The following is a 23,554-nucleotide window of genomic DNA, read 5'->3' on the forward strand; positions in this document are numbered from 1 at the left end:
AAAACGCCTGCAGCGTCCTTCTCGGCTTCCTTCCAGCATAGTTTTTGGCCGGGGAGAATGTGATGATCGCGCGCAAGGCGCTGCGCTAAGGAGGACGCTCCACCGTCAACGAGCGTGTCGGTGCCGCTTGTTTCCGCTCATCAAGCAGAGCGCCCGGTACGCTTCCTGCTTCGTGAGACTTTCGGCGCGGAGGCGCCATGCAGGACAGGCCGTTCGCATCAGCTTCCATGCCGGCGCGACGCGCAGGACTCCATCATGAGGCGCGCAAGCCACATGTAACGACATGTAAAAACGGCTCACGGATGTAATCGTTACCCATGCTTCATCACGATTGCGGCACGACAGGAGGACGTCGCCGGCAGGCATTTTCATGCGGAGCAGACACCTGTTCACCGCGTGCTCGCGTCCGACCACGATCAACACCCAACAAGAGAGATGACAATGACCAGGATTCGCAAAGCAGTATTTCCCGTCGCCGGACTCGGCACACGTTTTTTGCCGGTGACCAAGGCATCACCCAAGGAAATGCTGCCCATCGTCGACAAGCCCCTGATCCAGCATGCAGTGGAAGAAGCCGCGGCAGCAGGCATTACCGAAATGATCTTTGTCACCGGGCGCGGCAAGCGCAGCATTGAAGACCACTTCGACAAGGCCTATGAACTAGAATCGGAACTGGCCTCGCATGGCAAGATGAAACTGCTCAAGGAAGTCCAGACGCTGCTGCCGGACAAGCTGCACTACTCCTATGTGCGCCAGTGCGAAGCGCTCGGGCTCGGGCACGCGGTGCTATGCGCCCGCCCTCTGGTGGGTGACGAGCCCTTCGCCGTCGTGCTGGCCGACGACCTGATCGATGCCGACGTGCCGGTACTGAAGCAGATGATCGACCTGTACGAGCAGCACAGCAGTTCCGTGATCGGCGTGCAGAATGTTCCCCTCGACCAGACGCACCACTACGGCATCGTCCGTCCCCAATCGATGGGCGTGCGCATCCACCGCATCGGCGATATCGTCGAGAAACCGCAGCCGGAAAACGCGCCCTCCACGCTTGGTGTCGTTGGCCGTTACGTCTTCACGCCGGAGATCTTCGACTTCCTGGAAAACGTGCAGCCGGGAACAGGCGGCGAGATCCAGCTGACCGACGCCATCGCGGCCATGCTCGCCACCCATCCCGCGCTGGCCTACGAGTTCAAGGGGCATCGTTTCGACTGCGGTTCCAAGATCGGCTACCTGGAAGCGGTCGTGGTACATGCCTTGCGGCATCCCGCCGTTGCGGAAGACTTCAACCGCTTCCTGTCGGAGTTGCAGTTGACCGGCCTCAAGCAGCAGCTCGGCGGCAAGACAGCTTGAGCACCTGGGCGACGGCAGTGCGCACGAAGTTTGCATGACATGCTGAAGAAAATGTATTGCCGTCACGCACTTGCCGTACCTCGGGATGGTGAGACAACATGCTTGCGCATTCCGATGTGCCTGCAGGTAAACATACAGTAGGCTACTCATACCCGCGCCAGGTGCCCAACACGGGCAACGTATGATATGCCGGGCTAGGGAAAAGGCGTCGCCCGTTTGCGCCGCTGGTTTGCACAACTCGCACCGCATCCGTAACGACATTGAAGAACAGGAGCGCGTTTCCACATGGCGGTCTCAACCGATCAGGTCGTGACGATACTTGGCAATGAACAGCATTTATTCACCGGGCCGACGGACCCCTCGTCGAATGCCATGCGCACACCACCCTCAAATGATGGGCCGGAACGGAACGAAGAGCAGAATCGCCAGGTGACCGGCATGCTGCACGAGCAGGACCGCTACCTGCGCCTGATCACAGAAACGGCACCGGTGATGATTGCCTATTTTGATGCGGAGGAACGGTTTCGCTTCGCCAACAACGCCTACAGCGCCTGGTTCGGCCAGCCGTCCGGCGACATTCTTGGCAAGACCCTCAACCAGGTGCTCGGTCCGCTCTATCCCCAGGCCTATCCCTACATCACGCGCGCGCTCGCAGGCGAGCAGGTCACCTATGAAATCACCGTGCACAACATGCTCGGCGAGCGGCATGTCATGACCACCTATGCGCCGGACATTGATCCTGACGGCAGCGTGCGGGGTTTTTCCGCGATGGCGACCGACATCACCGAGCGCCGCAACACCGAGCAGGCGCTGCGCGAGCGCGAAAAGCAGTTGCGCCTGATCACCGACGCATTCCCGGTGCTCATCGCGCAATGCGATGCGCAATACCGGCTAAGTTTCATCAACAAGGCATACACCACGCGCTTCGGTCACCGTCCCGAAAACATGATCGGCAAACGCATTCCCGACCTCGTGGGCGAAGAACTGTTTGCCAGCATCCGGCAATACATTGATGCCGCATTGTGCGGTACCCCCCAGGAACATGAAGCGAGGGTGCGCCTGCCGGAAAACGATGAACGCTATCTGCACATGATGTTCACGCCGGAACTGAACGAACACGGCGAGGTGCGCGGGCTGTTCGCCGCCGTCAGCGACACTACACAGCTGCGCGAGGCCGAAGAGCAGTTGCACCGCCGCGAGCGAGAGTTCAAGACGCTGGTCGAAAATTCGCCGGACATCATCTCGCGTATCGACCGCAACATGCGGCACATCTACGTCAATCCTGCCATCGAGAAGCTTGCCGGCATCGCGCCCGAAGCCTATCTGGGCAAGACCAAGGCCGAGCTCGGCCTGCCTACCTCCGTCGTTCAGGCCTGGGACAACGCGGCACGCGCAGCGTTCGAGACCGGCGCCGAGCAGCGTCTGGATTTCGACCATGTGATCGCCGGCCAGATGCGTTATTTCTCGGGCCGCATCATTCCGGAAACCGACCGCTATGGACATGTCGAGTCGGTGATCGGCATCGCCTACGACGTCACCGAGCGCGCCAGGATGGAAAAGGAGCGTGACGAACTGCTTGCCCGCGAGCGCACGGCACGCATCCAGGCGGAAACCGCGGCACGCGCCCGCGACGAATTCCTCGCCATCGTCTCGCACGAGTTGCGCGCGCCATTGAACGGCATCCAGAGCTGGGCGCATGTACTCGAAAACTACGTCAAGGACATCGCCTCGGCGCCGCTGGCGCAACGCGCGCTGCAGGGTATCAAGACCGGCGTCGGCCAGCAGGTGCGCCTGATCGAAGACCTGCTCGATGTCACGCGCATGATGAGCGGCAAGCTGCGCCTGGTGAAGCAACCGCTCGCGCTCCTGCCGACGCTGCAGGCCGCTGTCGAAAGCGTGCGCGCCATGGCAGCGTCCAAGCACATCAGCGTCAGCTGCACCTACCGCATCACCAGCGAACAGGTCGAGGGCGACGCTGACCGCGTGCAACAAATCTTCTGGAACCTGTTGTCGAATGCAGTCAAGTTCACACCGGATGGTGGCAACGTCTGGCTCAGCGCGGCACAGCGCGACGGCGAAATCTGCGTGACGGTGCGCGACGACGGCATAGGCGTGTCGCCCGATTTCCTGCCGCACCTGTTCAACCGCTTCAGCCAGGAAGACACCTCCAGTACGCGCGACCACAGCGGCCTAGGGCTGGGGCTGTTCCTGGTGCGGCATCTGGTCGAACTGCACGGCGGCCGCGTGGTTGCGGAAAGCGAAGGCGAAGGCAAGGGTTCCACGTTCCGGGTGTATTTCCCCCTGCGCGTACGCTCCGACAAGTACCTCACCATCGGGCCGGTCGACGACGGCGTGGCCAGCAGCGTGCCACTTCCCTCGCTCAACGGCGTGCACATTCTCCTGATCGATGACCAGGAAGAAGCGCGCGAATCCCTCACGGTCGTTCTCACGGACGCCGGCGCTTCGGTGCACGCGGCGAGCTCCGCGCGCGAAGCGATCGACTGGCTGTGCACGCTGTCGCGCAGCGAGTTTCCGGATGTGTTCGTGTGCGACATCGCCATGCCCGGCGAGGACGGCTATTCCGTACTGCGCAAGATCCGCGCATGGAAAACGGCAGGCGGAGACACCCCGCTGCAACGCATGCCGGCGCTAGCCCTCACCGCCTTTGCGCAACGAGAAGACAGGATCAAGGCCCTGACGGCTGGCTTCCAGATGCATGTCACGAAGCCAGTGGCACCGGAGGAACTGATCGTCGTGATCGACGCGATGGCGGCGCGGCCCTGATCCCCTGATCCCTGCCCCGCCGGGCTTAGTGATAGGAGTCGCTCCCGCCATGCACCGGCGACGCGTCCTCCTTCTTCGGCATGCCTTCATACGGCCCATATTCCTCCAGCCTGTTGTACAGGGTCTTCAGGCTGATGCCGAGGATATCCGCCGCCCGCTTCTTCACGCCGCCACACAATTCCAGCGTGGCATAGATCAGCTTGCGATCGACATCCGCCAGCGAGGTCCCGACCGGGATCGCCAGGGTCAGCCCCACCGGCGACTGCGTCGTGATCACCGGCGCAAGCGCAGCCGCGTCGATGGTCTGGTCGGAAAGGATGAATGCTCGCTGGATGTAATTGCGCAGCTCGCGCACATTGCCGGGCCAGTGATAATTCGACAGGCACGCCAGGCCGTCAGGCGTGAGCACCTTGCTGGTCCCCTGCGTGGCATTCAGCTCCTCCAGGAAATGCTGTGCCAGCAGTTCAATATCCGATCCGCGCTCACGGAGCGGCGGGATCTTGAGCGGGAAGACATTGAGCCGGTGATACAGGTCAAGCCGCAGCTTGCCTTCGGTGACCGCCGCTTCCGGAGCGCGGTTGCTCGCGGCAATGACGCGTACATCGGTTTCGATCTCCTGGTTGCTGCCGATGCGCATGAAGGAACCAGTCTCCAGCACGCGCAGCAGCTTCACCTGCAGCTCTGGCGGCATCTCGGTGATTTCATCGAGGAACAGGGTGCCGCCGTTGGCGCGTTCGAAATAGCCCTTGTGCTGCCGGTCGGCGCCGGTGAAGCTGCCCTTCTCATGTCCGAAAATTTCACTCTCGATCAGCTGTGGCGAGATGGCGCCGCAGTTCACCGGCAGGAACGGCCGCTTCTGGCGCAGGCTGAGTTCATGGATAGTCTGCGCGGCGAGCTCTTTGCCGGTACCGCTCTCGCCCAGCAGCAGCACTGTCGCCTCGGTCGGTGCGACCCGCCCGATGTGGTTGTACAGCTTCTGCATCGCCGGCGCGGCACCCAGCATCTGGCCGAAATGCCCCAGCCTGCGCAATTCGCTGCGCAATACGCCGATCTCTTCCTTCAGGTCGACGGTGCGCGGAATGCGCGAGAGCAGCGCCTTGAGGCGGCGGAAATTGATCGGCTTGGTCAGGTAATCGGCCGCGCCGAGGCGCAATGCTTCCACGGCCGTTTCAACGCTGGCATGGCCAGTGATCAGCACGATCTCCGTCGTCGCGAGCGACTCGATATCGTTGAACAGATCCATCCCGCTACCATCGGGCAATTTGATATCGATCAGCACCACGTCCGGGCGTTGCCGGACGATCTGCGCCTGCGCATCGCGGATGGTTCCCGCGACCGCAGTTGAGAATCCTTCTTCAGCAGTAATCGCCGCGAGTGCCTCGCGGGTATTTTCATCGTCATCGACGATCAATACATGCGGCATATAAACAGTCTCTTTCCGGTTTAAAAAGGTGGTGGCGACAAGCGTGCACGGCACAACCATGTCGGCGCAGGCAATGGACGATCGGATGGGGTTCGAATGCATTCCACGGCTCCTTGCCGCAGTGGGCTTCCGCGCGGACACCCGCGTCGTTGTGCGATGATGTTTTTGATGTCGGGCGATGCTCAGACTACGTCTTCAACAGACTATTCCACAGCATATGCCTCTGGCTGGGATTGTCCAAGCCGGCATTCACTTCTATATTGAGCAAAAACAGTCTGCCGTGATGTAAGCCTGGCAGACATGAAAAAACCGCTGGCAAGGCAGCGGAGGACGTGGCGGATCACCTCATATGCTTGCGTGAGGCGCCCACCGGAATGGCGTAGATTGCTGGACTACCTGGTGATGTTCAACCTGCGATCGGTCTCCCTGTTACGTGCGTCCCTGTGCGTACCTATGCGTCCCTGTCACGTGCGCCGGCCGCAGCGGAAGCGTGAGTCGCTTCCTCGCGGCGGCACCGAGCGTCTACCACATTCATCGGATACCGAACGGCATCGCGCTTGAGGCTGCGGCAACGTCTTTCATGAAACAGATCTGCTACTTCGAGCTTCCGCTTGATCCAGTGCTGCCGGAAGTGCCCGAACTGCCTGAAGTACCCGACGTACCTGACCCCATTGAACCGGAGCTGCCCGACGAGCTGGTACCGCCCGACGCGCCGCTCGATCCGGAGCTCTCGCCGCCACGCCGTTCACAACCCACCGCTGTCATGCTCAGCGCGGCAAGGATCAACAAGATTTTTGAAGTAGTCTTGAGTGAATTCATTCTTGTTCCTTTCATGAAAAGTGAACGCTGCCCTGCTACTTGACCATGGCATACGCGATAAGTTCTTGGCTTTTCATCACGCCCGGCGCTGCAAAGAGTCGCCAGGGAAAGGCTCCGCGTCGTCTCTCCTGTCAATGATTTTCCCTCGGAAAACAGGGAGCGAAAAATTTCCCTGCTGCGCTGCGCCGACCACACCCGCACGCCGCGAGACGCGAACACAACGATGGCGATATCGTGTATTGTTAAGTGAAGACCCACATCGAAGCGCCGCGCACCAATATGCCGCGGACAGCATTTGACCTACCTCGAAACACGCATGCGTTTGCATGACGTAACTGAATTTGCGCAAGCGCGCTTCAAGACATTGATGTAAGAATCATGGCATCACATCAAACGCTCATGGCTGGATCCGACGATCCGTCCGATAGCCGGCCGGAACAGGAAATGACTCTCGACAAATCGCTCAACCAGCTCGGCATCCTGAAGGGATCATCGCCCGTCATGGAGCAGTTGTACCAGCAGGTGGAGAGAGTCGCCGCGACCGATGCTACGGTATTGCTGGTCGGCGAAAGCGGCACCGGCAAGGAAGTGATTGCCAACGCGATCCACCAGGAGAGCGCGCGCAAGGACGAAGCGTTCGTCGCGGTCAACTGCGGAGCGATTCCGGCGCACCTCATCGAGGCCGCGCTGTTCGGTCACGAGAAAGGAAGCTTCACGGGCGCGGTGCGGCAGCACATCGGCTATTTCGAACATGCTTCGCGCGGCACGCTGTTCCTCGACGAAATCACGGAAATGCCTGTCGACATGCAGGTCAAGCTGCTGCGCGTGCTTGAATCGGGCGCTTTCCTGCGCGTCGGCGGCGATGAGGAGGTCAAGGTCGATGTGCGCCTGATCGCAGCGACCAACCGCGACCTGGATGCGGCGGTGAAAGACGGCAGCCTGCGCGCGGACCTCATGTATCGTCTCGCCGTCTTTCCGATCCGTATTCCACCCTTGCGCGAGCGCGGCACCGACATCGAACTGCTGGCGCAGCATTTCCTGCAGCTGCTGAATGAAAAGGAGAATACACAGAAGACGTTCTCGCGCGCATCGCTCGATGTCATCCGGTCCTATTCCTGGCCCGGCAATGTGCGTGAACTCAAGAACGTGATGCAGCGCGCCTTCATCCTCGCAACGGATACGCTCAACATCGAGGAATGCATCTCCGACCTGTCAACGCGAAAGCCGACAGAGCATGAAGGCTACTTGAATTTTTTCGTTGGCACGCCGCTGGCCGATGCGCAAAAGGAAATCATTCTCGCCACGCTGAAGCATTACAGCGGCAACAAGCGCCTCACGGCAGAGGCACTGGGCATCAGCCTGAAGACCTTGTACAACCGACTCAAGGAGTATTGATCGCGGTCATTGCGCACCTTCAGGCGTTCACTACCTCGCCGCCGTTCGGATGCAACACCTGCCCCGCCATGTAGGAAGCGTCATCGCTCGCGAGAAAGATGTAGGATGGCGCAATCTCATCCGGTTGCCCCGGCCTGCCGAGCGGCGCCTTCTCACCGAAGTGTTCGATCGCCTTCTCCGGAAAGCTGGAGGGAATCAGTGGCGTCCAGACCGGTCCCGGAGCAACGGCATTTACAAGGATGCCGCGCTGGATCAATTGCTGAGAAAGCGAGCGGGTGAAGGCCACGATCGCGCCCTTGGTCGATGAATAGTCCAGCAGGTGCGAGCTGCCGCGATAGGCAGTAACCGAAGTGGTGTTGATGATGCGCGCACCAGGCTTCATGTGCGGCAGCGCAGCCTTGACCAGGAAGAACATCGAAAACACATTGATGCGGAAGGTCTTCAGCAATTGTTCTTCCGAAATATTTTCGATGCTCTGCTGCGGATACTGTTGCGCGGCGTTGTTGACCAGGATATCCAGGCGCCCGAAGGCGGATATCGCGGTGTCCGCCACCTGGCGACAGAATTCCGCATCGCCGACATCGCCCGCCAGGAGAACGCATTCGCGTCCTGCCGCCTCGACGTGACGTTGGGTTTCCTTCGCATCCTCATGTTCATCGAGATAAGCAATCACGACATTCGCGCCTTCCTTGGCGAAGCCGATCGCCACCGCGCGACCAATGCCGCTATCGCCGCCCGTCACGATCGCGACCTTGCCCTTGAGCTTTGCACTGCCCCTGTAGTTCTTCATTTCCGCTTCGGGCTTCGGCTGCATTGCCGCCTCGCTACCGGGTTGATGCTCCTGGTGCTGGGGAGGGATATCGGGTTTGGCTTCCTGGTTCGACATGATCATCCTTTCCTGAACGCATGGCAGGCAAGGACCGCTTGCGTTGCTTGAAGAAAGTCTATCCAATGCACTCATCGGCCATTGCACGGAACAGAATGATGCGAGCAGCATCCATGCCATCGGCAGGATGGCATGACGGATGGCATGAGGTATCGCCAGGAGCTATTGATCAGGCAGCCAGCGGCTGTGTATGCGCAAGTGCTTCCAGCAGCAAGGCCGGATCGCCGGCGGCAAGCTTCCTGGAATCGGACAGGATCTGACGGAAGGCGCGTGCGCCCGGCATGCCAGCCATGAGGCCCAGCATGTGGCGTGTCATGCTATTCAGCCGCAGGCCACCGCCCGCTTCAGCCTTGCCAAAGCGCGCAAGCTGGTCCTGCAAGTAGGGCAGCATTGCCCGCAGCACTTCTGCACGTGATTTCACCGGCGTCGCATCGTTGAAATAACGCGCATCGAACGAGGCCATCAGATAGGGATTGTGATACGCTTCGCGCCCGATCATCACGCCATCGACCTGCTGCAAATGCGCGTCGATTTCCTCGAGCGTCTTGATGCCCCCGTTAATGATGATCTCCAGTTGCGGGAAATCGCGCTTGAGGCGATAGGCATAATCGGGTTTCAGCGGCGGGATCTCGCGGTTTTCTTTCGGGCTCAATCCCTTGAGGATCGCGTTGCGCGCATGCACGATGAAAGTCCGGCATCCGGCCTCCGCAACCGTGCCCACGAAGTCGCGCACGAAATCAAAAGACTCGACACGGTCGATGCCGATCCTGTGCTTGACGGTCACATCGATCTCGACCACATCGCGCATCGCCTTGACGCAATCAGCCACCAGTTGCGGCTCGGCCATCAGGCATGCGCCGAACGCGCCCTTCTGCACCCGCTCGGACGGGCAGCCGCAGTTCAGGTTGATCTCGTCGTAGCCCCACTGCTCGCCCAGTTTCGCGCATTTTGCGAGATCAGCGGGTTCGCTGCCACCAAGCTGCAGCGCAACGGGATGTTCTTCTTCATTGAAATTGAGATGGCGCGCGACATCACCGTAGAGCAAGGCACCGGTCGTGACCATTTCCGTGTAGAGCCAAGTATGCCGCGTGAGCTGACGGTGGAACATGCGGCAATGCCGATCCGTCCAGTCGAGCATCGGCGCGACGGAAACGCGACGCGGCGGCAATTTCGTTTGTTGGTGCGAGGAAGTCATCATGAATCGCATTTTACCGGGTTGCCTGATGGCTCCATCTCCATCAACTCCTGCTGACAGCAACGCTGCGTATCGCCGCCAGCTCATTGAACACCAATGCCGCCATGACAACGGCTCCGCCGATCAGCGTTTCCCGTGCCGGCACCTCGCCCGCGCCAAGCCAGGTCCACAACGGCCCGAGCAGGACTTCCAGCAGCGCCAGCAGGGACACTTCCGGTGCCGTCAGGCTCCGCGCCGCGCGCACCATCAGGATGCAGGGAAGCCCAAGCTGGAAAAAGCCGAGGATGGCCAGGATGACGATGTCATGCAGCGAGGCCTGCAGCGGCCATGCAAGCGGCAGCATCATGCCGGCGGAGAACACACTTCCCAGCAGGACGGCGGGAACCAGGTCAACGCCGTGCCCCGTACGCTTGATCGCGATCAGATTGATCGCCGCCGCCACCGGGACCGCCATTGCGATCGTCATGCCGACCAGGTGCTGCCCCTGCACGGCACTCAGGCCGTGAACAAACATCCAGAGGATGCCGATGAACGCGGCGATGATCGCCACCCAGGTACGCTGCGCGATGCGCTGCTTGAGGAACATCCATGCGAGGAATGCCGTCAGCAACGGCGAAACGCTCATGACGATCAAGGTATTCGCCACTGTCGTCTTGGTCAGCGCAATCATGAAGCACATGAACATGATGCTCCACATCACCCCGCTCAATACACCGAGGTGGCCGACCGCGGTCACGGTCGCGACGGCCTTGCTCCAGCCGCGCGTGGCCAGCAATGTGCCCGCGACGAAGATAGCCGAGAAAAAACTGCGCCAGAAAGTGACTTCAAAACCGCGCGCGGCATCGAGATGACGTGTGAGAACGCCGGCGATGCTCCACAGGGTCGGTGCGATGATCATCAGCAGGATCGCCCGCTGGTGCGTGTTCAACAAAGGCATGTTCAATCGGCAAAAAAACAGCCCGGCTACCACAGAGGCGACCGGGCTGATGTGATCAGGCTTTCGAAGCGGCCTATCCAGCCGCCCGAAAACTGCATGGTGCGCAGTGTTATGCCGCCTCGCGCGCCGCCTTCTTGCGCTCATGCTCCTTCAGGTGGCGCTTGCGCAAGCGAATGCTCTTCGGCGTGATCTCGACCAGTTCGTCGTCCTCGATGAATTCCACCGCATACTCCAGCGTCAGCTGGATCGGGGGGACCAGGCGCACTGCTTCGTCGGTGCCCGACGCGCGCACGTTGGTCAGCTGTTTGCCCTTGATCGGATTGACCACCAGGTCGTTGTCGCGCGAATGGATACCGATGATCATGCCTTCATAGACCGGGTCATTGTGGCTGACGAACATGCGGCCGCGGTCCTGCAGCTTCCACAGCGCATAGGCCACTGCGGCACCGTCGTCCTGCGACACCAGCACGCCGTTGCGGCGGCCGGCGAGTTCCGGCTTGGTGGAATCGACCGGCGCATAGTCGTCGAAAATGTGGCTCATCAGGCCGGTGCCGCGCGTAAGCGTCATGAACTCCGACTGGAAGCCGATCAGGCCGCGCGCCGGAATGCGATATTCGAGGCGCACGCGTCCCTTGCCGTCCGGTTCCATATTCTGCAGGTCGCCACGGCGGCGGCCCAGCTCTTCCATGACGCCGCCCTGGTGTGGCTCCTCGACATCCACCGTCAACAGCTCATACGGTTCGCACTTGACGCCATCGATCTCCTTGAACACCACGCGCGGACGGGAAACGGCCAGCTCATAGCCTTCGCGGCGCATGTTCTCCAGCAAGATCGTGAGGTGCAATTCGCCGCGTCCCGCCACCTCGAAAGTCGTTTCGTCGCCGGTATCGGTAACGCGCAGCGCCACATTGGATTTCAGTTCGCGCTCCAGGCGTTCGCGAATCTGGCGGCTGGTCACAAACTTGCCCTCGCGGCCCGCCAGTGGCGAGTTGTTCACAAGGAAGTTCATCGTCAGCGTCGGCTCATCCACCTTCAGCATCGGCAAGGCATCCGGCGTATCGGGGGCACATACCGTGCTGCCGATGTTCAGCTCTTCGATACCGTTGATCAGCACGATGTCGCCGGCCTGCGCTTCATCCACCAGCTGGCGATCCAGGCCCTTGAACTTCAGCACCTGGTTGACGCGCGCCTTGAACGGAGTGGAATCCGGGCCGTTCATGACCATCACGTCCTGCAGCGCGCGCACGCGGCCACGCTTGATTCGGCCGATGCCGATCTTGCCGACATAGGACGAATAGTCGAGAGAGGAAATCTGCAATTGCAACGGACCATCCGGATCGTCATCGCGCACCGGCACGTGTTCCAGCACCGCATCGAACAGCGGCTTCATCGTGCCTTCGCGCACATTCGGATCCAGGCTCGCATAACCGTTCAGCGCGGATGCATACACCACCGGGAAATCCAGCTGCTCTTCGGTTGCGCCCAGCTTGTCGAACAATTCGAACGTGGCATTGATGACCCAGTCCGGACGCGCACCAGGACGATCAATCTTGTTCACCACAACGATCGGCTTCAGGCCGAGGCCGAGCGCCTTGCGCGTCACGAAGCGTGTCTGTGGCATCGGGCCTTCAACCGCATCGACCAGCAGCAGCACCGAATCGACCATCGACAGCACACGTTCCACTTCACCGCCGAAGTCGGCGTGGCCAGGAGTATCGACGATGTTGATGTGCGTGCCTTCGTATTCGACCGCGCAGTTCTTGGCCAGGATAGTGATGCCGCGCTCTTTTTCCAGGTCGTTGGAATCCATTACGCGATTATCGACTTGCTGGTTTTCGCGGAAGGTGCCCGACTGGCGCAACAACTGGTCGACCAGCGTGGTTTTGCCGTGATCGACGTGCGCGATGATGGCGATGTTGCGCAGAGCGCGTTTGGTATTTGGCATAGTGGTGTTAAGTGCAGAATTGCAAGATTCGGGGAACCAAACAGTATAGCACGATGCCCTGCAAAGTTCTTCAAAAGTATTGAATTTTCAAAGAGTTGCGTTATACGTTCGAAGCGGACACAACCGCAATCAGGCGCTCCGGCGCGAGTATGCCGTAGTCGGCCAGCTGGGCGGTTCCCAGCAGGCAGCCGTCGCTTACCCGATAGACCCGGACGCGGCCGGTCCGTTCGGGCAATGCAATGCTCTCCTTGCCAAGTGCAAGTCGCTGGCCATGCAGGAAACGCTTCGCCAACGATTCCGGCAAGTTCACAGATGGAAAGGAAGACAACAGCGCATCCACCGGCGCAAGGTGTGCACTGCGCTCGGCTTCCGGCATATCCGCCAAGGTCTCCAACGTGATGGCGCCGTCGAGCGACAGGTTTCCCACGCCGATGCGACGCAATGCCTGCAAATGCGCTCCGCATCCAAGCGCGGCACCGATGTCCTCGCCCAGCACGCGGATATATGTTCCCTTGCTGCACTTCACACGCAGGGTCAGGAATGGGGAACTGTAGTCGAGCAGATCCAGTTCATGGATCGTCACGCGTCGAACTTCTCGCTCCAGCGTGATGCCGGCGCGGGCATATTCGTACAAGGGCTTGCCATCCCGCTTGAGGGCAGAGTACATGGGAGGAGTCTGGTCGATATCGCCACGAAATCGCGCCAGTATCACTTCAATTTCCTCGTGCGTCACAGCCACCTCACGCTCGGAAATCGAGCGCCCTTCCGTATCGCCCGTCTCGGTGGTGATGCCCAGATGGACTACCGTTTCATAGGTCTTGTCAGCATCCAGCAGGTCCTGGGCAAACTTTGTCGCTTCGCCAAAGCACAATGGCAACAAGCCCGTCGCGAACGGATCGAGCGTGCCAGTGTGACCAGCCTTCTGAGCGTTCAGCAGCCGCTTGGCCTTGATCAGTGCATCATTGCTCGACTGGCCGGCGGCCTTGTCGAGAAGCAATACGCCATGCACAGGCACACGGATTTTCCTGGGCAAATTCTGCGCCATAGTGAGGAGAGAAGTGCCGCACAACGGCGGCATGAACAATCAGCCCTGCTCCGAATCCCTGGAGCGGGTGGCATTCGCTTCGTCGATCAGCTTCGACAATTCCATGCCGCGCGCTGTTGACGTGTCATGCACGAAATGCAATTCGGGGATGGTATGAATCGTCAGGCGGCGTCCCAACTGCCCACGAATGAATCCACCCGCCTTGTGTAACCCGGAGAGCGTATTCTGCACCGCCTGCTCATCGTCGGCGAGCGTGGTGAAATACACCTTCGCATGCGCGTAATCCGGCGTCACCTGCACCTCGGTGATAGTAATCATACCGACGCGCGGATCCTTCAATTCATAGGCGATGATTTCCGCCAGATCGCGCTGGATCTGGTCCGCGACCCGCACGCCGCGCCCCGGAATGGATTTGCTGTGTTTAGCCATGATGATGCAACCTTTAAGCCGGTGATAAGGCAAGCCGTCCTCCGGAATCTCGCACGGAGACCCCGGTTAACGGTTGCGCTGCGATTCAGGCGGTCCCTGACGCAACGGCTTACAGCGTACGCGCTACTTCCTGGACTTCAAAGACTTCCAGTTGGTCGCCTTCCTTGATGTCGTTGAAGTTCTTCAGCGACAGGCCGCACTCAAAGCCGGCCTTCACTTCCTTCACGTCATCCTTGAAGCGCTTGAGCGAATCGAGTTCGCCGGTCCAGATGACCACGTTGTTGCGCAGCAAACGTACGGAAGCACCGCGCTTGACCAGGCCGTCGAGCACGTAGCAGCCCGCAATCGCGCCGATCTTGCTGACGTGGAACACTTGGCGGATTTCCACCAGGCCCAGGGTCTGCTCGCGCTTCTCCGGTGCCAGCATGCCGGACATTGCGGCCTTGATCTCGTCCACAGCATCGTAAATGATGTTGTAGTAGCGAATGTCGATGCCGTTTGCTTCAGCCAACTTGCGAGCGGAGGCATCCGCGCGCGTATTAAAGCCAATAATGACGGCCTTCGATGCCATCGCCAGGTTGACGTCGGATTCACTGATGCCGCCCACCGCTGCATGCACGATCTGCACCCGGACCTCGTTGGTTGAAAGCTTTTGCATCGAATGCACCAGTGCTTCCTGCGAACCTTGCACGTCTGCCTTGATGATCAACGGCAGGTTCTTGACCTCGCCTTCGGCCATCTGTTCGAACATGTTCTCGAGCTTTGCGGCCTGTTGCTTGGCCAGCTTCACATCACGGAACTTGCCTTGACGGAACAGGGCGATCTCGCGCGCCTTGCGCTCATCTGCCATGACCATCACTTCTTCGCCAGCAGCCGGGACTTCGGTCAAGCCCTGGATTTCGACCGGGATCGACGGGCCTGCATCAGCAATGTTCTTGCCGTTTTCGTCCAGCATCGCGCGCACGCGGCCGTAGGACGAACCCGCCAGCACCACGTCACCGCGCTTCAATGTACCGGTCTGCACCAACACAGTCGCCACAGGTCCGCGCCCCTTGTCGAGTTTCGCTTCAATGACCAAGCCCTTGGCATGCGCGTCGATCGGCGCCTTCAGTTCCAGCACTTCCGCCTGCAGCAGGACGTTTTCCAGCAGATCGTCGATGCCCTGGCCGGTCTTGGCAGACACAGGGATGAATGGTGCATCGCCACCGTAAGCTTCCGGTACCACGCCTTCGGCGATCAACTCCTGCGTCACGCGCTCGACATTGGCACCTTGCTTGTCGATCTTGTTTACGGCAACCACGATTGGAACGCCTGCCGCTTTCGCATGGGCGATCGCTTCCTTGGTTTGCGGCATCACGCCGTCGTCAGCCGCCACCACCAGGATGACGATATCAGTCGCCTTCGCACCACGTGCGCGCATCGCAGTAAACGCTTCGTGGCCCGGGGTATCGAGGAAGGTGATGATGCCACGCGGCGTTTCGACGTGGTAAGCACCGATGTGCTGCGTAATGCCGCCCGCTTCGCCCGCAGCCACTTTGGCGCGGCGGATGTAGTCAAGCAGCGATGTTTTGCCGTGGTCGACGTGACCCATCACAGTCACTACTGGCGCACGAGGCAACGCTTCCACGTCCGCATGCATCGCACCGACTTCTTCCAGCATGGCCTCGGGATCATCGAGCTTGGCGGCGAACGCCTTGTGCCCCATTTCTTCCACGAGGATCATCGCGGTTTCCTGGTCCAATACCTGGTTGATGGTGACCATCTGGCCAAGCTTCATCATGTGCTTGATCAATTCCGAGGCTTTCACCGCCATCTTGTGCGCCAGCTCGGCAACGGTAATTGTCTCCGGCACGTGCACTTCCTTCACCACGGCTTCAGTCGGCACCTGGAAATTCGATTCACGCTGATCTTCATGACCATGCCCGCGACGTCCCTTCGGACCGCCACGCCATGCATCGCGTCCACCGGGCGTCGTGGGGCCGTTGCCGCGGGTCTTGATTCCCCCGCGCTTCTTCGCAGCGTCATCCTGCCATGTCGAGGAAACATTGGCCGACTTGATCGACTTCTTGTCTCCGCCCACCGGCTTCTTTTCCTCTTTCTTCTCGACCGGTTTCTTTTCGGCAGGCTTGTGCAAGGTGCCCTCGGCCGCCTTCGCTACCGGTGCCGCCGGCGCAGGTTCCGGTGCCTTCATGACCTTGCGCGGCGCATTCATCATCGCCTTGATCTGCGCAACCTCATCAGCCACGGCCTTGCGGGCACGCTCCGTTGCGGCAGCGCGTTCAGCCGCCTCCTTCGCAGCCTGTTCCGCCACCTTCTTCTTTGCCTCTTCGTCCGCCTGCCGTTTCTTTTCCTCGGTAGCGGTCAATTCCGCTTTCTGTGCCTGCGCTTCGGCAGCAGCACGCGCCGCTGCTTCGGCCGCCTCACGCTCACGCTCAGCCTTGGCTTGCGCTTCCTTTTCGGCTTCCAGGCGCGCGAGACGCTCCTGCTTCTCGCGCAGTTCGGCTTCCTGCCGCGCGATCAGCTCTGCCTGCCGGCGCGCTTCTTCCGCGCGGCGCGCGATTTCTGCCTCGTCGACGACTGGCGCGACAGGAGCCGTTGGCGGTGCCTCTTCCATCGTCGGCTCGTCGCGCTTGATGAAAGTGCGTTTCTTCCGAACTTCGACCTGGATCGTGCGCGACTTGCCAGTGGCATCGGCCTGCTTGATTTCGGTCGTTTCCTTGCGCGTCAGGGTAATTTTCTTCTTTTCACCATCGGGCGAAGCGCCATGCGCGCGGCGCAGGTGGTTCAAGAGCTTGTCCTTGTCTTCCTTCGACAAGGAGTCGGACGCCGAACGCTTGTCGACCCCGGCAGCGCGCAACTGCGTCAACAGTAAGTCTGCGGGCATCTTCAGTTCGGTGGCAAATTGGGCTACGTTGTTACTCGCCATTCAGTCCTCTTTTCTATGTGACTCAGATGAGATTGGAGCGGTGCAGATCATTTGGCCTCGGCCAGCTCCCGCGCTTTGGCTTGCAGCCCCCGCGCGCGGTCATCGTACTTGGCGTCGATGAGCCGCATTTCATCATCTGTCACATCTTCAAATTCGTTTTCAATCAATTGACGCGCACGTTCGATCGGCAATGCCAGGACCGCGCCGAATTCGTCATAGGCCATACCGGCAAACGCGTCCAGCGTCTTGATTCCAGCCAAGCCCAATTTACCCGCCGTAACACGGTCAATGCCATCCAGGTTCACTAGCGCATCTTCCATGCCTTCGAGGCCTTCTTCCGAGGCGATCGCTTCAGTCACCAGCGCGTCACGTGCTCGGCTGCGCAACTCGTTGACCGTATCTTCATCGAATGCTTCGATGTCGAGCATTTCGTTGATCGGCACGTAAGCGATTTCCTCCAGGCTGGAGAAGCCTTCCTGCACCAGGATATCGGCCACTTCTTCATCAACGTCGAGTTTCTCCATGAACAGCACGCGGGTCGCCGCGGTTTCGGCCGCCGCCTTGTCCGCTGATTCCTCCGCCGTCATGATATTGATCTGCCAACCGGTCAGCTCGGAAGCCAGGCGCACGTTCTGCCCGCCGCGCCCGATGGCGATCGCGAGGTTCTCCTCGTCGACCACCACGTCCATCGCGTGCTTTTCTTCATCGACGACAATGGACGAAACATTCGCCGGTGCCAGTGCGCCGATCACAAACTGTGCCGGGTCTTCTGACCACAACACAATGTCAACGCGCTCGCCGCCCAGTTCGCCGGTCACCGCCTGCACGCGTGAACCTCGCATGCCGACACAGGTTCCGATGGGGTCGATGCGCTTGTCATTGGTGAATACCGCAATCTTCGCACGTACACCAGGATCACGCGCCGCCGACTTAATCTCGAGCAGGCCCTGCTCGATCTCCGGCACTTCCAGTTCGAACAGCTTCATGATGAATTCCGGAGCAGTGCGCGACAGGATCACCTGCGGGCCGCGGGCATTGCGGTCGATACGCAGGATGTACGCCCGAACGCGGTCTCCGATGCGCAGGTTTTCCTTCGGAATCATCTGGTCACGCGGCAGGCGTGCCTCGATCTTGCCGGATTCGACGATGGCATCGCCGCGCTCCATGCGCTTGATGGTGCCGGTAACGAGCGAATCGCCGCGCTGCAGGAAGTCCGCCAGGATCTGCTCGCGCTCGGCGTCGCGAATACGCTGCAGCACGACCTGTTTGGTGTCCTGCGCGAAGCGGCGGCCAAAATCCACCGATTCGATCGGCTCCTCAATGTAGTCATCGACTTCGATGTCAGGAATCTGTTCCTTGGCTTCGAAAAGCAGCACTTCCTGGTCGGGCAACTGCAGGCCGGCCTCATCCGGCACGACGTGCCAGCGGCGGAAGGACTCAAATTCGCCGGACTCGCGATCGATGGAGACGCGCACGTCCACGTCGCCTTCGTAACGTTTCTTGGTCGCTTGCGCAAGCGCGTGCTCGAGCGCTCCGAAGACGATTTCCTTATCTACGTTTTTCTCTCGTGCCAGCGCATCGACCAACAACAATACTTCACGACTCATGCTTTGCGACTCCTAAAGTCCACTTTCGGCACCAGGCGTGCCTTGTCCACATCGGCGAGCGTGAAATCCAGCATCGCCGGCCCATCTTTTCCTTCAAATTCCAGTTTCAGCGTGTCGCCTTCCGGCGCATGCAGAATGCCCTGGAACGACTTTCGGTTTGCCGCGCCAGGCATGGGCGTGCGCAACTTCACGACCGCTTCCTGCCCAGCAAAACGCACGTAATCAGCCAACTTCCTCAACGGCCGATCCAACCCTGGCGACGAAACTTCCAACCGTTCGTAGTTCGCGCTCTCCACGGTCAACACGTGTGACAACTGGTGACTCACCTTCTCGCAGTCGTCCACCGTGATATTTCCCTTGTCCGCCGCCTCGGACGGAAAGTCGATATACACGCGTAACAGGCCACGGGCAGCCTGTTCGAAATCGACCAGTTCATAGCCCATGCCAACGACGGTTTTTTCTATCAAATCCAACAACCGCAAAACATTTCTCCGTAATCGACCCAAGCCGGAACAACTGCAAAAAGCGTTCAAGAAAAAAAAAATGGGCATCTGCCCATCTTTTTATCGCTCCAGCCCATGCGGGTTGTGTTTCCCCGACAAGCGTTCTTGCGGGCCGACTTTTGTTAACTCTCTAATTATAAACAATTATTTGGCGCATCGCAATGGCAATAAGCCCTCGCCGCCCGGCGAGGGCCAAATAATTTCGATCGAGAAAGTCGGATTACCCCGGATTTATCCGCGCGTTCGCCGGCGCGGTATGGCATGCATGCCGATTCCGGTACGCGCCTGCCCCCCACGACGGGACTGGCCGACATCAGGGAAGCCAAGCGCCGTCTGCAACGGATCCGGTTGCCGGCTACGTTGTGCGCCTTGGCTGCGACCAGTGCCGCGTGCCTGGCCGCGTTTTGCTCCCTGGCTCTTGTCAAAACCATTGCGGTCGCCGGTCTGGCGCTCGGAGCGCCCCTTGCCCTGCTGCGGCTGACCCGCGGCCTTTTCCAGCCCGCTCAAGGTCATAAGGCTGCGCACCGCATGTTCGTCCAGTTCTTCCCAACGTCCACGCTTAAGGTTGCTGGGCAAGGTCAACGCCCCATAACGGGTGCGGATCAAGCGCGACACTGTCAGGCCAACCGCTTCAAACATGCGGCGCACTTCGCGGTTGCGCCCTTCCCCAATGGTCACCCGGTACCAGCGGTTGACCCCCTCTCCGCCGCCGTCGGTAATCTTCGAGAATTGCGCCGCGCCGTCGTCCAGTTCGACGCCACTGAGCAACTTCTGGCGCATGCCCTCTTCCAGCTCGCCGAGCGTCCGCACCGCATATTCGCGTTCAATGCCGTAGCGCGGATGCATCAGTCGATTTGCGAGGTCACCGGAAGTCGTGAAGAGCAGCAAGCCTTCGGTATTGAAATCCAGACGACCAACGGCGAGCCATTTGCCCGCTTTCATCGCGGGCAAATGCTCAAATACCGATGGACGGCCTTCCGGATCGCTGTTGCTAACGATCTCACCTGCCGGCTTGTGATATATGAGCACTCGCGGCGGACGCTTGCTGACCTTCCGCTGAATGAGCTTGCCATTGATACGAACCTGGTCGGTCGGAAGGATCCGCTGGCCGATATGCGCCGGCTCGCCGTTGACCGAGACGCGTCCGGCAATGATCAGTTCTTCCATGTCACGACGCGAACCAAGGCCCGCGTCTGCCAGCACTTTGTGCAGCTTGGGCGCATCATCTTCGGCAGTCAGATCCCGGCGCACGGTTTTCGCCGGCGGCTGCGCCCGGCGCGCGGCGTCGCCCTCGGCAACCGTGCTGTCGAACGCGTCCGAGGTCACGAAGGAAAAAATATCGTCGGCGCTATCGCCCTTGGCGCGCGACTGCTGTCCTTTGCCCACCGCCGCTCCGCCAGCTTTGCCCTTCGCCTTCTGGCCACCAGCCTTTCCCTTTTGACGGTCATCGCGCTTGCGAGCCTCGCCCGCTTTGCGCTGCGTCTTGCCCGCATCCGGCGCGGTCACGGCATCGGTTTGCTGGTCGCTGCCTTCGGTCGTGCCGTTTGCCGGAACCTCGGATTCGGCTTGGCGCGGAGGCCTTGCGCGTCGAAGACTGCGCGGTCCGCGCACACCACGCTTGGTCGGCTTCTTTTTGCCTTCCTCGGCCGGGCTCGCCATTGACGCTGCGCTGTCCTGCGACAGATTCTGGCTTTCCCTCGCTTCCGGACTTGCTGAGGTATTGGTGGTCATGAGGACTGGCGTTTCATCGTGGTTAGGCAGATTCATCGTTCGATTCTTGATCATGCTGGCTTCTTGATACGGCGCCATCCTGCGCCTGGTCTACAGCTATTGCGGGAGGTATATTTTCCGGTTCGGATTCCGGAGCAGAGGACAGGACGGGTTCCGTGTCGCCGGGAACCGGTTCTTCCGGGGCATCGAGCGACATGCTCTCAATATCAGCATTGACCGCAGGGCCCGCACCGGAATCCTCTGCGATGTCCGTCGGCGCATCGATCGGCAGGTCTGCTGCCTGCTGCTGTGACTGCTCTTCCAACACAATCACGCCCTGGTCGAGGCTGGCTTGCATTCCTTCTTCCAGCGCCTGCATTTCAGCCAGCATGCCGCCTTGCACGTCATCCTTTGCCACTTCCTGCAAAGGCGGCAACTGGTCCAGGGAAGTCAGCCCGAGATCGTCAAGAAACTGCCTTGTAGTGGCGAACAACGCTGGGCGCCCGGGCACATCGCGATGCCCGATCGTTTCAATCCATCCACGGTCTTCAAGCATCTTGATGGTTTGCGAATTGACTGTCACGCCGCGGATTTCCTCGATATCGCCGCGCGTCACGGGCTGGCGGTACGCGATGATTGCAAGCGTTTCAAGCGTCGCCCGCGAATACTTGGGAGGCTTCTCCGGATTGAGTCTTTCGAGATATTTCTTCATTTCCGGGCGGCTCTGGAACCGCCATCCGGTAGAAAGACTGACAATCTCGATACCCTTATCGACCCAGTCATTGCGCAATTCTTCAAGCAGCGACTTGATCATATCCGCGCCGATCACTGCATCACCGGCTTCGCCATTCTCTGCATAGAGCTTTTTCATGTCGTTGATCGACAATGGCTCGTGGGCACAAAGCAAAGCCGTTTCGAGGACTTTCTTCGCCTCAATAGTATTCATTTTTATGCGTCTTGTTTTTTACTAACAATGTGCAGAAAATTTTGTCAACGACAGACATCCGACGATGTCGTCCGGTTAGAGAACCCGTTGAAACTATTCCGGCGCCCCGATTTATTGGAGGTCTAATGGCGGGCGGGAATTTATAAGACTTAAAGACTTGGTTGCGGGGGCAGGATTTGAACCTGCGACCTTCGGGTTATGAGCCCGACGAGCTGCCAGACTGCTCCACCCCGCGTCTGAAGGCATGAAGTATATCCGGTATCCGCGATCAACGCAAATGCAATCTTGGTTGCTCCGCTCGATGATACACTTGTGATGCTGATTTCCCATGCGCGACAGGCAGTAAAACCGGGGCAATCAACGTATCGACCATACAACACGATCATTATTCGCAAACTATCTTTCTATGAAATTCTGTTCTGAATGCGCGCATCCCGTCTCGCTGCTGATTCCGCCCGATGACAATCGTCCGCGCTATGTATGCGAACAATGCGGCACGATTCATTACCAGAATCCGAAGATGGTGATTGGTTCGATCCCTGTATGGGAACAAAGCGGCGAGACGCGTGTCCTCCTTTGCAAGCGCGCGATCGAACCGCGCTACGGTTATTGGACCTTGCCCGCGGGTTTCATGGAAAACAATGAAACCACCGGCGAGGCCGCGATGCGCGAGACGCTGGAAGAAGCGGGCGCGAGGATTGAATTGCATGACCTGTTCTCGCTGCTGAATGTCCCGCACGTGCACCAGGTGCATATGTTCTATCGCGCCACACTACTTGATCTTGATTACCAGGCGGGCACCGAGAGCCTGGAAGTGGAATTGTTCTCAGAGATGCAGATACCATGGGACGACATTGCCTTTCCCACGGTTGCACACACCCTGAAATTCTTCTTCTCGGACCTCGCGCGCATCCGGCGCGACGGCGGCGAATACGCATTGCACACACGCGATATCCTCAAGCCGATGCGATCGGGCGAATAACCCCCCCCCTTCCGAGACCCCGCAAATGTCAAAAGGGCGGCAACACGCCGCCCTTTTTCGCTACTGCCGAAGTCGATGTTTCGAACTAATAATTTCTTGAAAAAATATCACGTATTTTGGCCGGTTCCAGGCAAGACTAGTCGTTGAGGCATGAAATAATTTCTTGAAAAACTGGGCTTTGGAAAGCTATCGCACATAGCAACAATAATAATTTATCGAAAAAATAATAATTTCTTAAAAATTTTCGTATCGCTCCCCTAGTGGCTATTTCCTTTCAAGAAAACTGACCGCTCTGAACAGAAAATCAATATCCTGCTTTTTCTATAATTTATATAGGTATTGATTTGCATCCGGCATCGATTCACCTGTCCGGCAATACACGAAGCACTAATTCTTGGCCTTTCTCAAACGCCTTCGCCTTTGTTGCTGAATGATGCGCATAAATACAAATACTTTTGAAAGGAGGAAATAAGCAATGGATGCTGAACAGACAAACTCTTTGCCGAGCGTGATCGAAGTGGTGCGTCGCCCCTCGGTGCTCAGCCAATAACCTAAGTTGATTTTGCCCCTTGGATCTACTTTCCTGGATTTGTCCCATGTCGAATGCATGCAACGGGCCAGCAGGTGTCTTCAGAAGAGGTTTGCTTTTCGGCGCTGCGGTAATAGTGCTGGTGC

The 23,554-nt window shown here is 59.3% G+C and carries 17 protein-coding genes and 1 tRNA gene; 5 read left to right on the forward strand and 13 right to left on the reverse strand.

What is annotated here, in order from left to right:
* Positions 1 to 441 precede the first annotated feature (441 nt).
* Positions 442 to 1,347 (forward strand): UTP--glucose-1-phosphate uridylyltransferase GalU, encoded by a 906-nt coding sequence (gene galU, locus VJ698_RS11285; RefSeq protein WP_324102850.1) that lies wholly within the window; start codon positions 442 to 444, stop codon positions 1,345 to 1,347.
* A 285-nt stretch (positions 1,348 to 1,632) separates the two neighbouring features.
* Positions 1,633 to 4,131 carry a hybrid sensor histidine kinase/response regulator gene (locus VJ698_RS11290; protein ID WP_324102851.1) on the forward strand — a complete coding sequence of 833 codons (2,499 nt, stop codon included), beginning with the start codon at positions 1,633 to 1,635 and terminating at the stop codon, positions 4,129 to 4,131.
* Between the two features lie 25 nt (positions 4,132 to 4,156).
* Here VJ698_RS11290 and VJ698_RS11295 read toward each other — a convergent pair whose 3' ends face one another.
* The gene (locus VJ698_RS11295; protein ID WP_324102890.1) at positions 4,157 to 5,554 is read right to left on the reverse strand and encodes a sigma-54 dependent transcriptional regulator; all 1,398 of its coding nucleotides are present in this window, start codon (positions 5,552 to 5,554) and stop codon (positions 4,157 to 4,159) included.
* Between the two features lie 580 nt (positions 5,555 to 6,134).
* Here VJ698_RS11295 and VJ698_RS11300 point away from each other — a divergent pair.
* Positions 6,135 to 6,416: a hypothetical protein gene (locus VJ698_RS11300; protein WP_324102852.1), complete on the forward strand. Its 282-nt coding sequence runs from the start codon at positions 6,135 to 6,137 to the stop codon at positions 6,414 to 6,416.
* Between the two features lie 335 nt (positions 6,417 to 6,751).
* The gene (locus tag VJ698_RS11305; protein ID WP_324102853.1) at positions 6,752 to 7,768 is read left to right on the forward strand and encodes a sigma-54 dependent transcriptional regulator; all 1,017 of its coding nucleotides are present in this window, start codon (positions 6,752 to 6,754) and stop codon (positions 7,766 to 7,768) included.
* 19 nt (positions 7,769 to 7,787) lie between these two features.
* On the opposite strand, the gene VJ698_RS11310 is transcribed toward VJ698_RS11305, so the two are convergent.
* The 12 genes from VJ698_RS11310 to VJ698_RS11365 form a co-directional block, all read right to left on the reverse strand.
* Positions 7,788 to 8,654: an SDR family oxidoreductase gene (locus VJ698_RS11310; protein ID WP_324102854.1), complete on the reverse strand. Its 867-nt coding sequence runs from the start codon at positions 8,652 to 8,654 to the stop codon at positions 7,788 to 7,790.
* 169 nt (positions 8,655 to 8,823) lie between these two features.
* The gene (dusA, locus tag VJ698_RS11315; protein WP_324102891.1) at positions 8,824 to 9,849 is read right to left on the reverse strand and encodes a tRNA dihydrouridine(20/20a) synthase DusA; all 1,026 of its coding nucleotides are present in this window, start codon (positions 9,847 to 9,849) and stop codon (positions 8,824 to 8,826) included.
* A gap of 43 nt (positions 9,850 to 9,892) precedes the next feature.
* Complete coding sequence (locus tag VJ698_RS11320; protein WP_324102855.1) at positions 9,893 to 10,786, reverse strand: DMT family transporter; 894 nt, start codon at positions 10,784 to 10,786, stop codon at positions 9,893 to 9,895.
* Positions 10,787 to 10,895: 109 nt separating this feature from the next.
* The gene (gene typA / locus VJ698_RS11325; RefSeq protein ID WP_324102856.1) at positions 10,896 to 12,731 is read right to left on the reverse strand and encodes a translational GTPase TypA; all 1,836 of its coding nucleotides are present in this window, start codon (positions 12,729 to 12,731) and stop codon (positions 10,896 to 10,898) included.
* A 100-nt stretch (positions 12,732 to 12,831) separates the two neighbouring features.
* Positions 12,832 to 13,776 (reverse strand): tRNA pseudouridine(55) synthase TruB, encoded by a 945-nt coding sequence (gene truB, locus VJ698_RS11330; protein ID WP_324102857.1) that lies wholly within the window; start codon positions 13,774 to 13,776, stop codon positions 12,832 to 12,834.
* Positions 13,777 to 13,815: 39 nt separating this feature from the next.
* Entirely contained in the window at positions 13,816 to 14,205 is a 390-nt protein-coding gene (rbfA, locus tag VJ698_RS11335) for a 30S ribosome-binding factor RbfA (RefSeq protein WP_324102858.1), read from the reverse strand.
* Positions 14,206 to 14,314: 109 nt separating this feature from the next.
* Positions 14,315 to 17,131 (reverse strand): translation initiation factor IF-2, encoded by a 2,817-nt coding sequence (gene infB / locus VJ698_RS11340; RefSeq protein WP_324102859.1) that lies wholly within the window; start codon positions 17,129 to 17,131, stop codon positions 14,315 to 14,317.
* Between the two features lie 47 nt (positions 17,132 to 17,178).
* Positions 17,179 to 18,738 (reverse strand): transcription termination factor NusA, encoded by a 1,560-nt coding sequence (gene nusA / locus VJ698_RS11345; protein ID WP_324102860.1) that lies wholly within the window; start codon positions 18,736 to 18,738, stop codon positions 17,179 to 17,181.
* Entirely contained in the window at positions 18,735 to 19,220 is a 486-nt protein-coding gene (rimP, locus tag VJ698_RS11350) for a ribosome maturation factor RimP (protein WP_324102861.1), read from the reverse strand. The genes nusA and rimP overlap by 4 nt, the downstream gene beginning before the upstream one ends.
* A 252-nt stretch (positions 19,221 to 19,472) precedes the next feature.
* A complete protein-coding gene (rluB, locus tag VJ698_RS11355; RefSeq protein WP_324102862.1) occupies positions 19,473 to 21,026 on the reverse strand; it encodes a 23S rRNA pseudouridine(2605) synthase RluB in 1,554 nt (517 codons plus the stop codon).
* Positions 20,995 to 21,897 carry an SMC-Scp complex subunit ScpB gene (gene scpB, locus VJ698_RS11360; protein WP_324102863.1) on the reverse strand — a complete coding sequence of 301 codons (903 nt, stop codon included), beginning with the start codon at positions 21,895 to 21,897 and terminating at the stop codon, positions 20,995 to 20,997. Before scpB ends, rluB begins: the two co-directional genes overlap by 32 nt.
* Before the next feature lie 158 nt (positions 21,898 to 22,055).
* A tRNA-Met gene (locus tag VJ698_RS11365) sits at positions 22,056 to 22,132 on the reverse strand.
* Between the two features lie 171 nt (positions 22,133 to 22,303).
* On the opposite strand from VJ698_RS11365, the gene VJ698_RS11370 reads away from it, so the two are divergent.
* Complete coding sequence (locus VJ698_RS11370; protein WP_324102864.1) at positions 22,304 to 22,879, forward strand: NUDIX hydrolase; 576 nt, start codon at positions 22,304 to 22,306, stop codon at positions 22,877 to 22,879.
* Positions 22,880 to 23,554 lie beyond the last annotated feature (675 nt).

This window comes from Noviherbaspirillum sp. (assembly GCF_035254685.1).
Classification (GTDB): Bacteria; Pseudomonadota; Gammaproteobacteria; order Burkholderiales; family Burkholderiaceae_D; genus Noviherbaspirillum.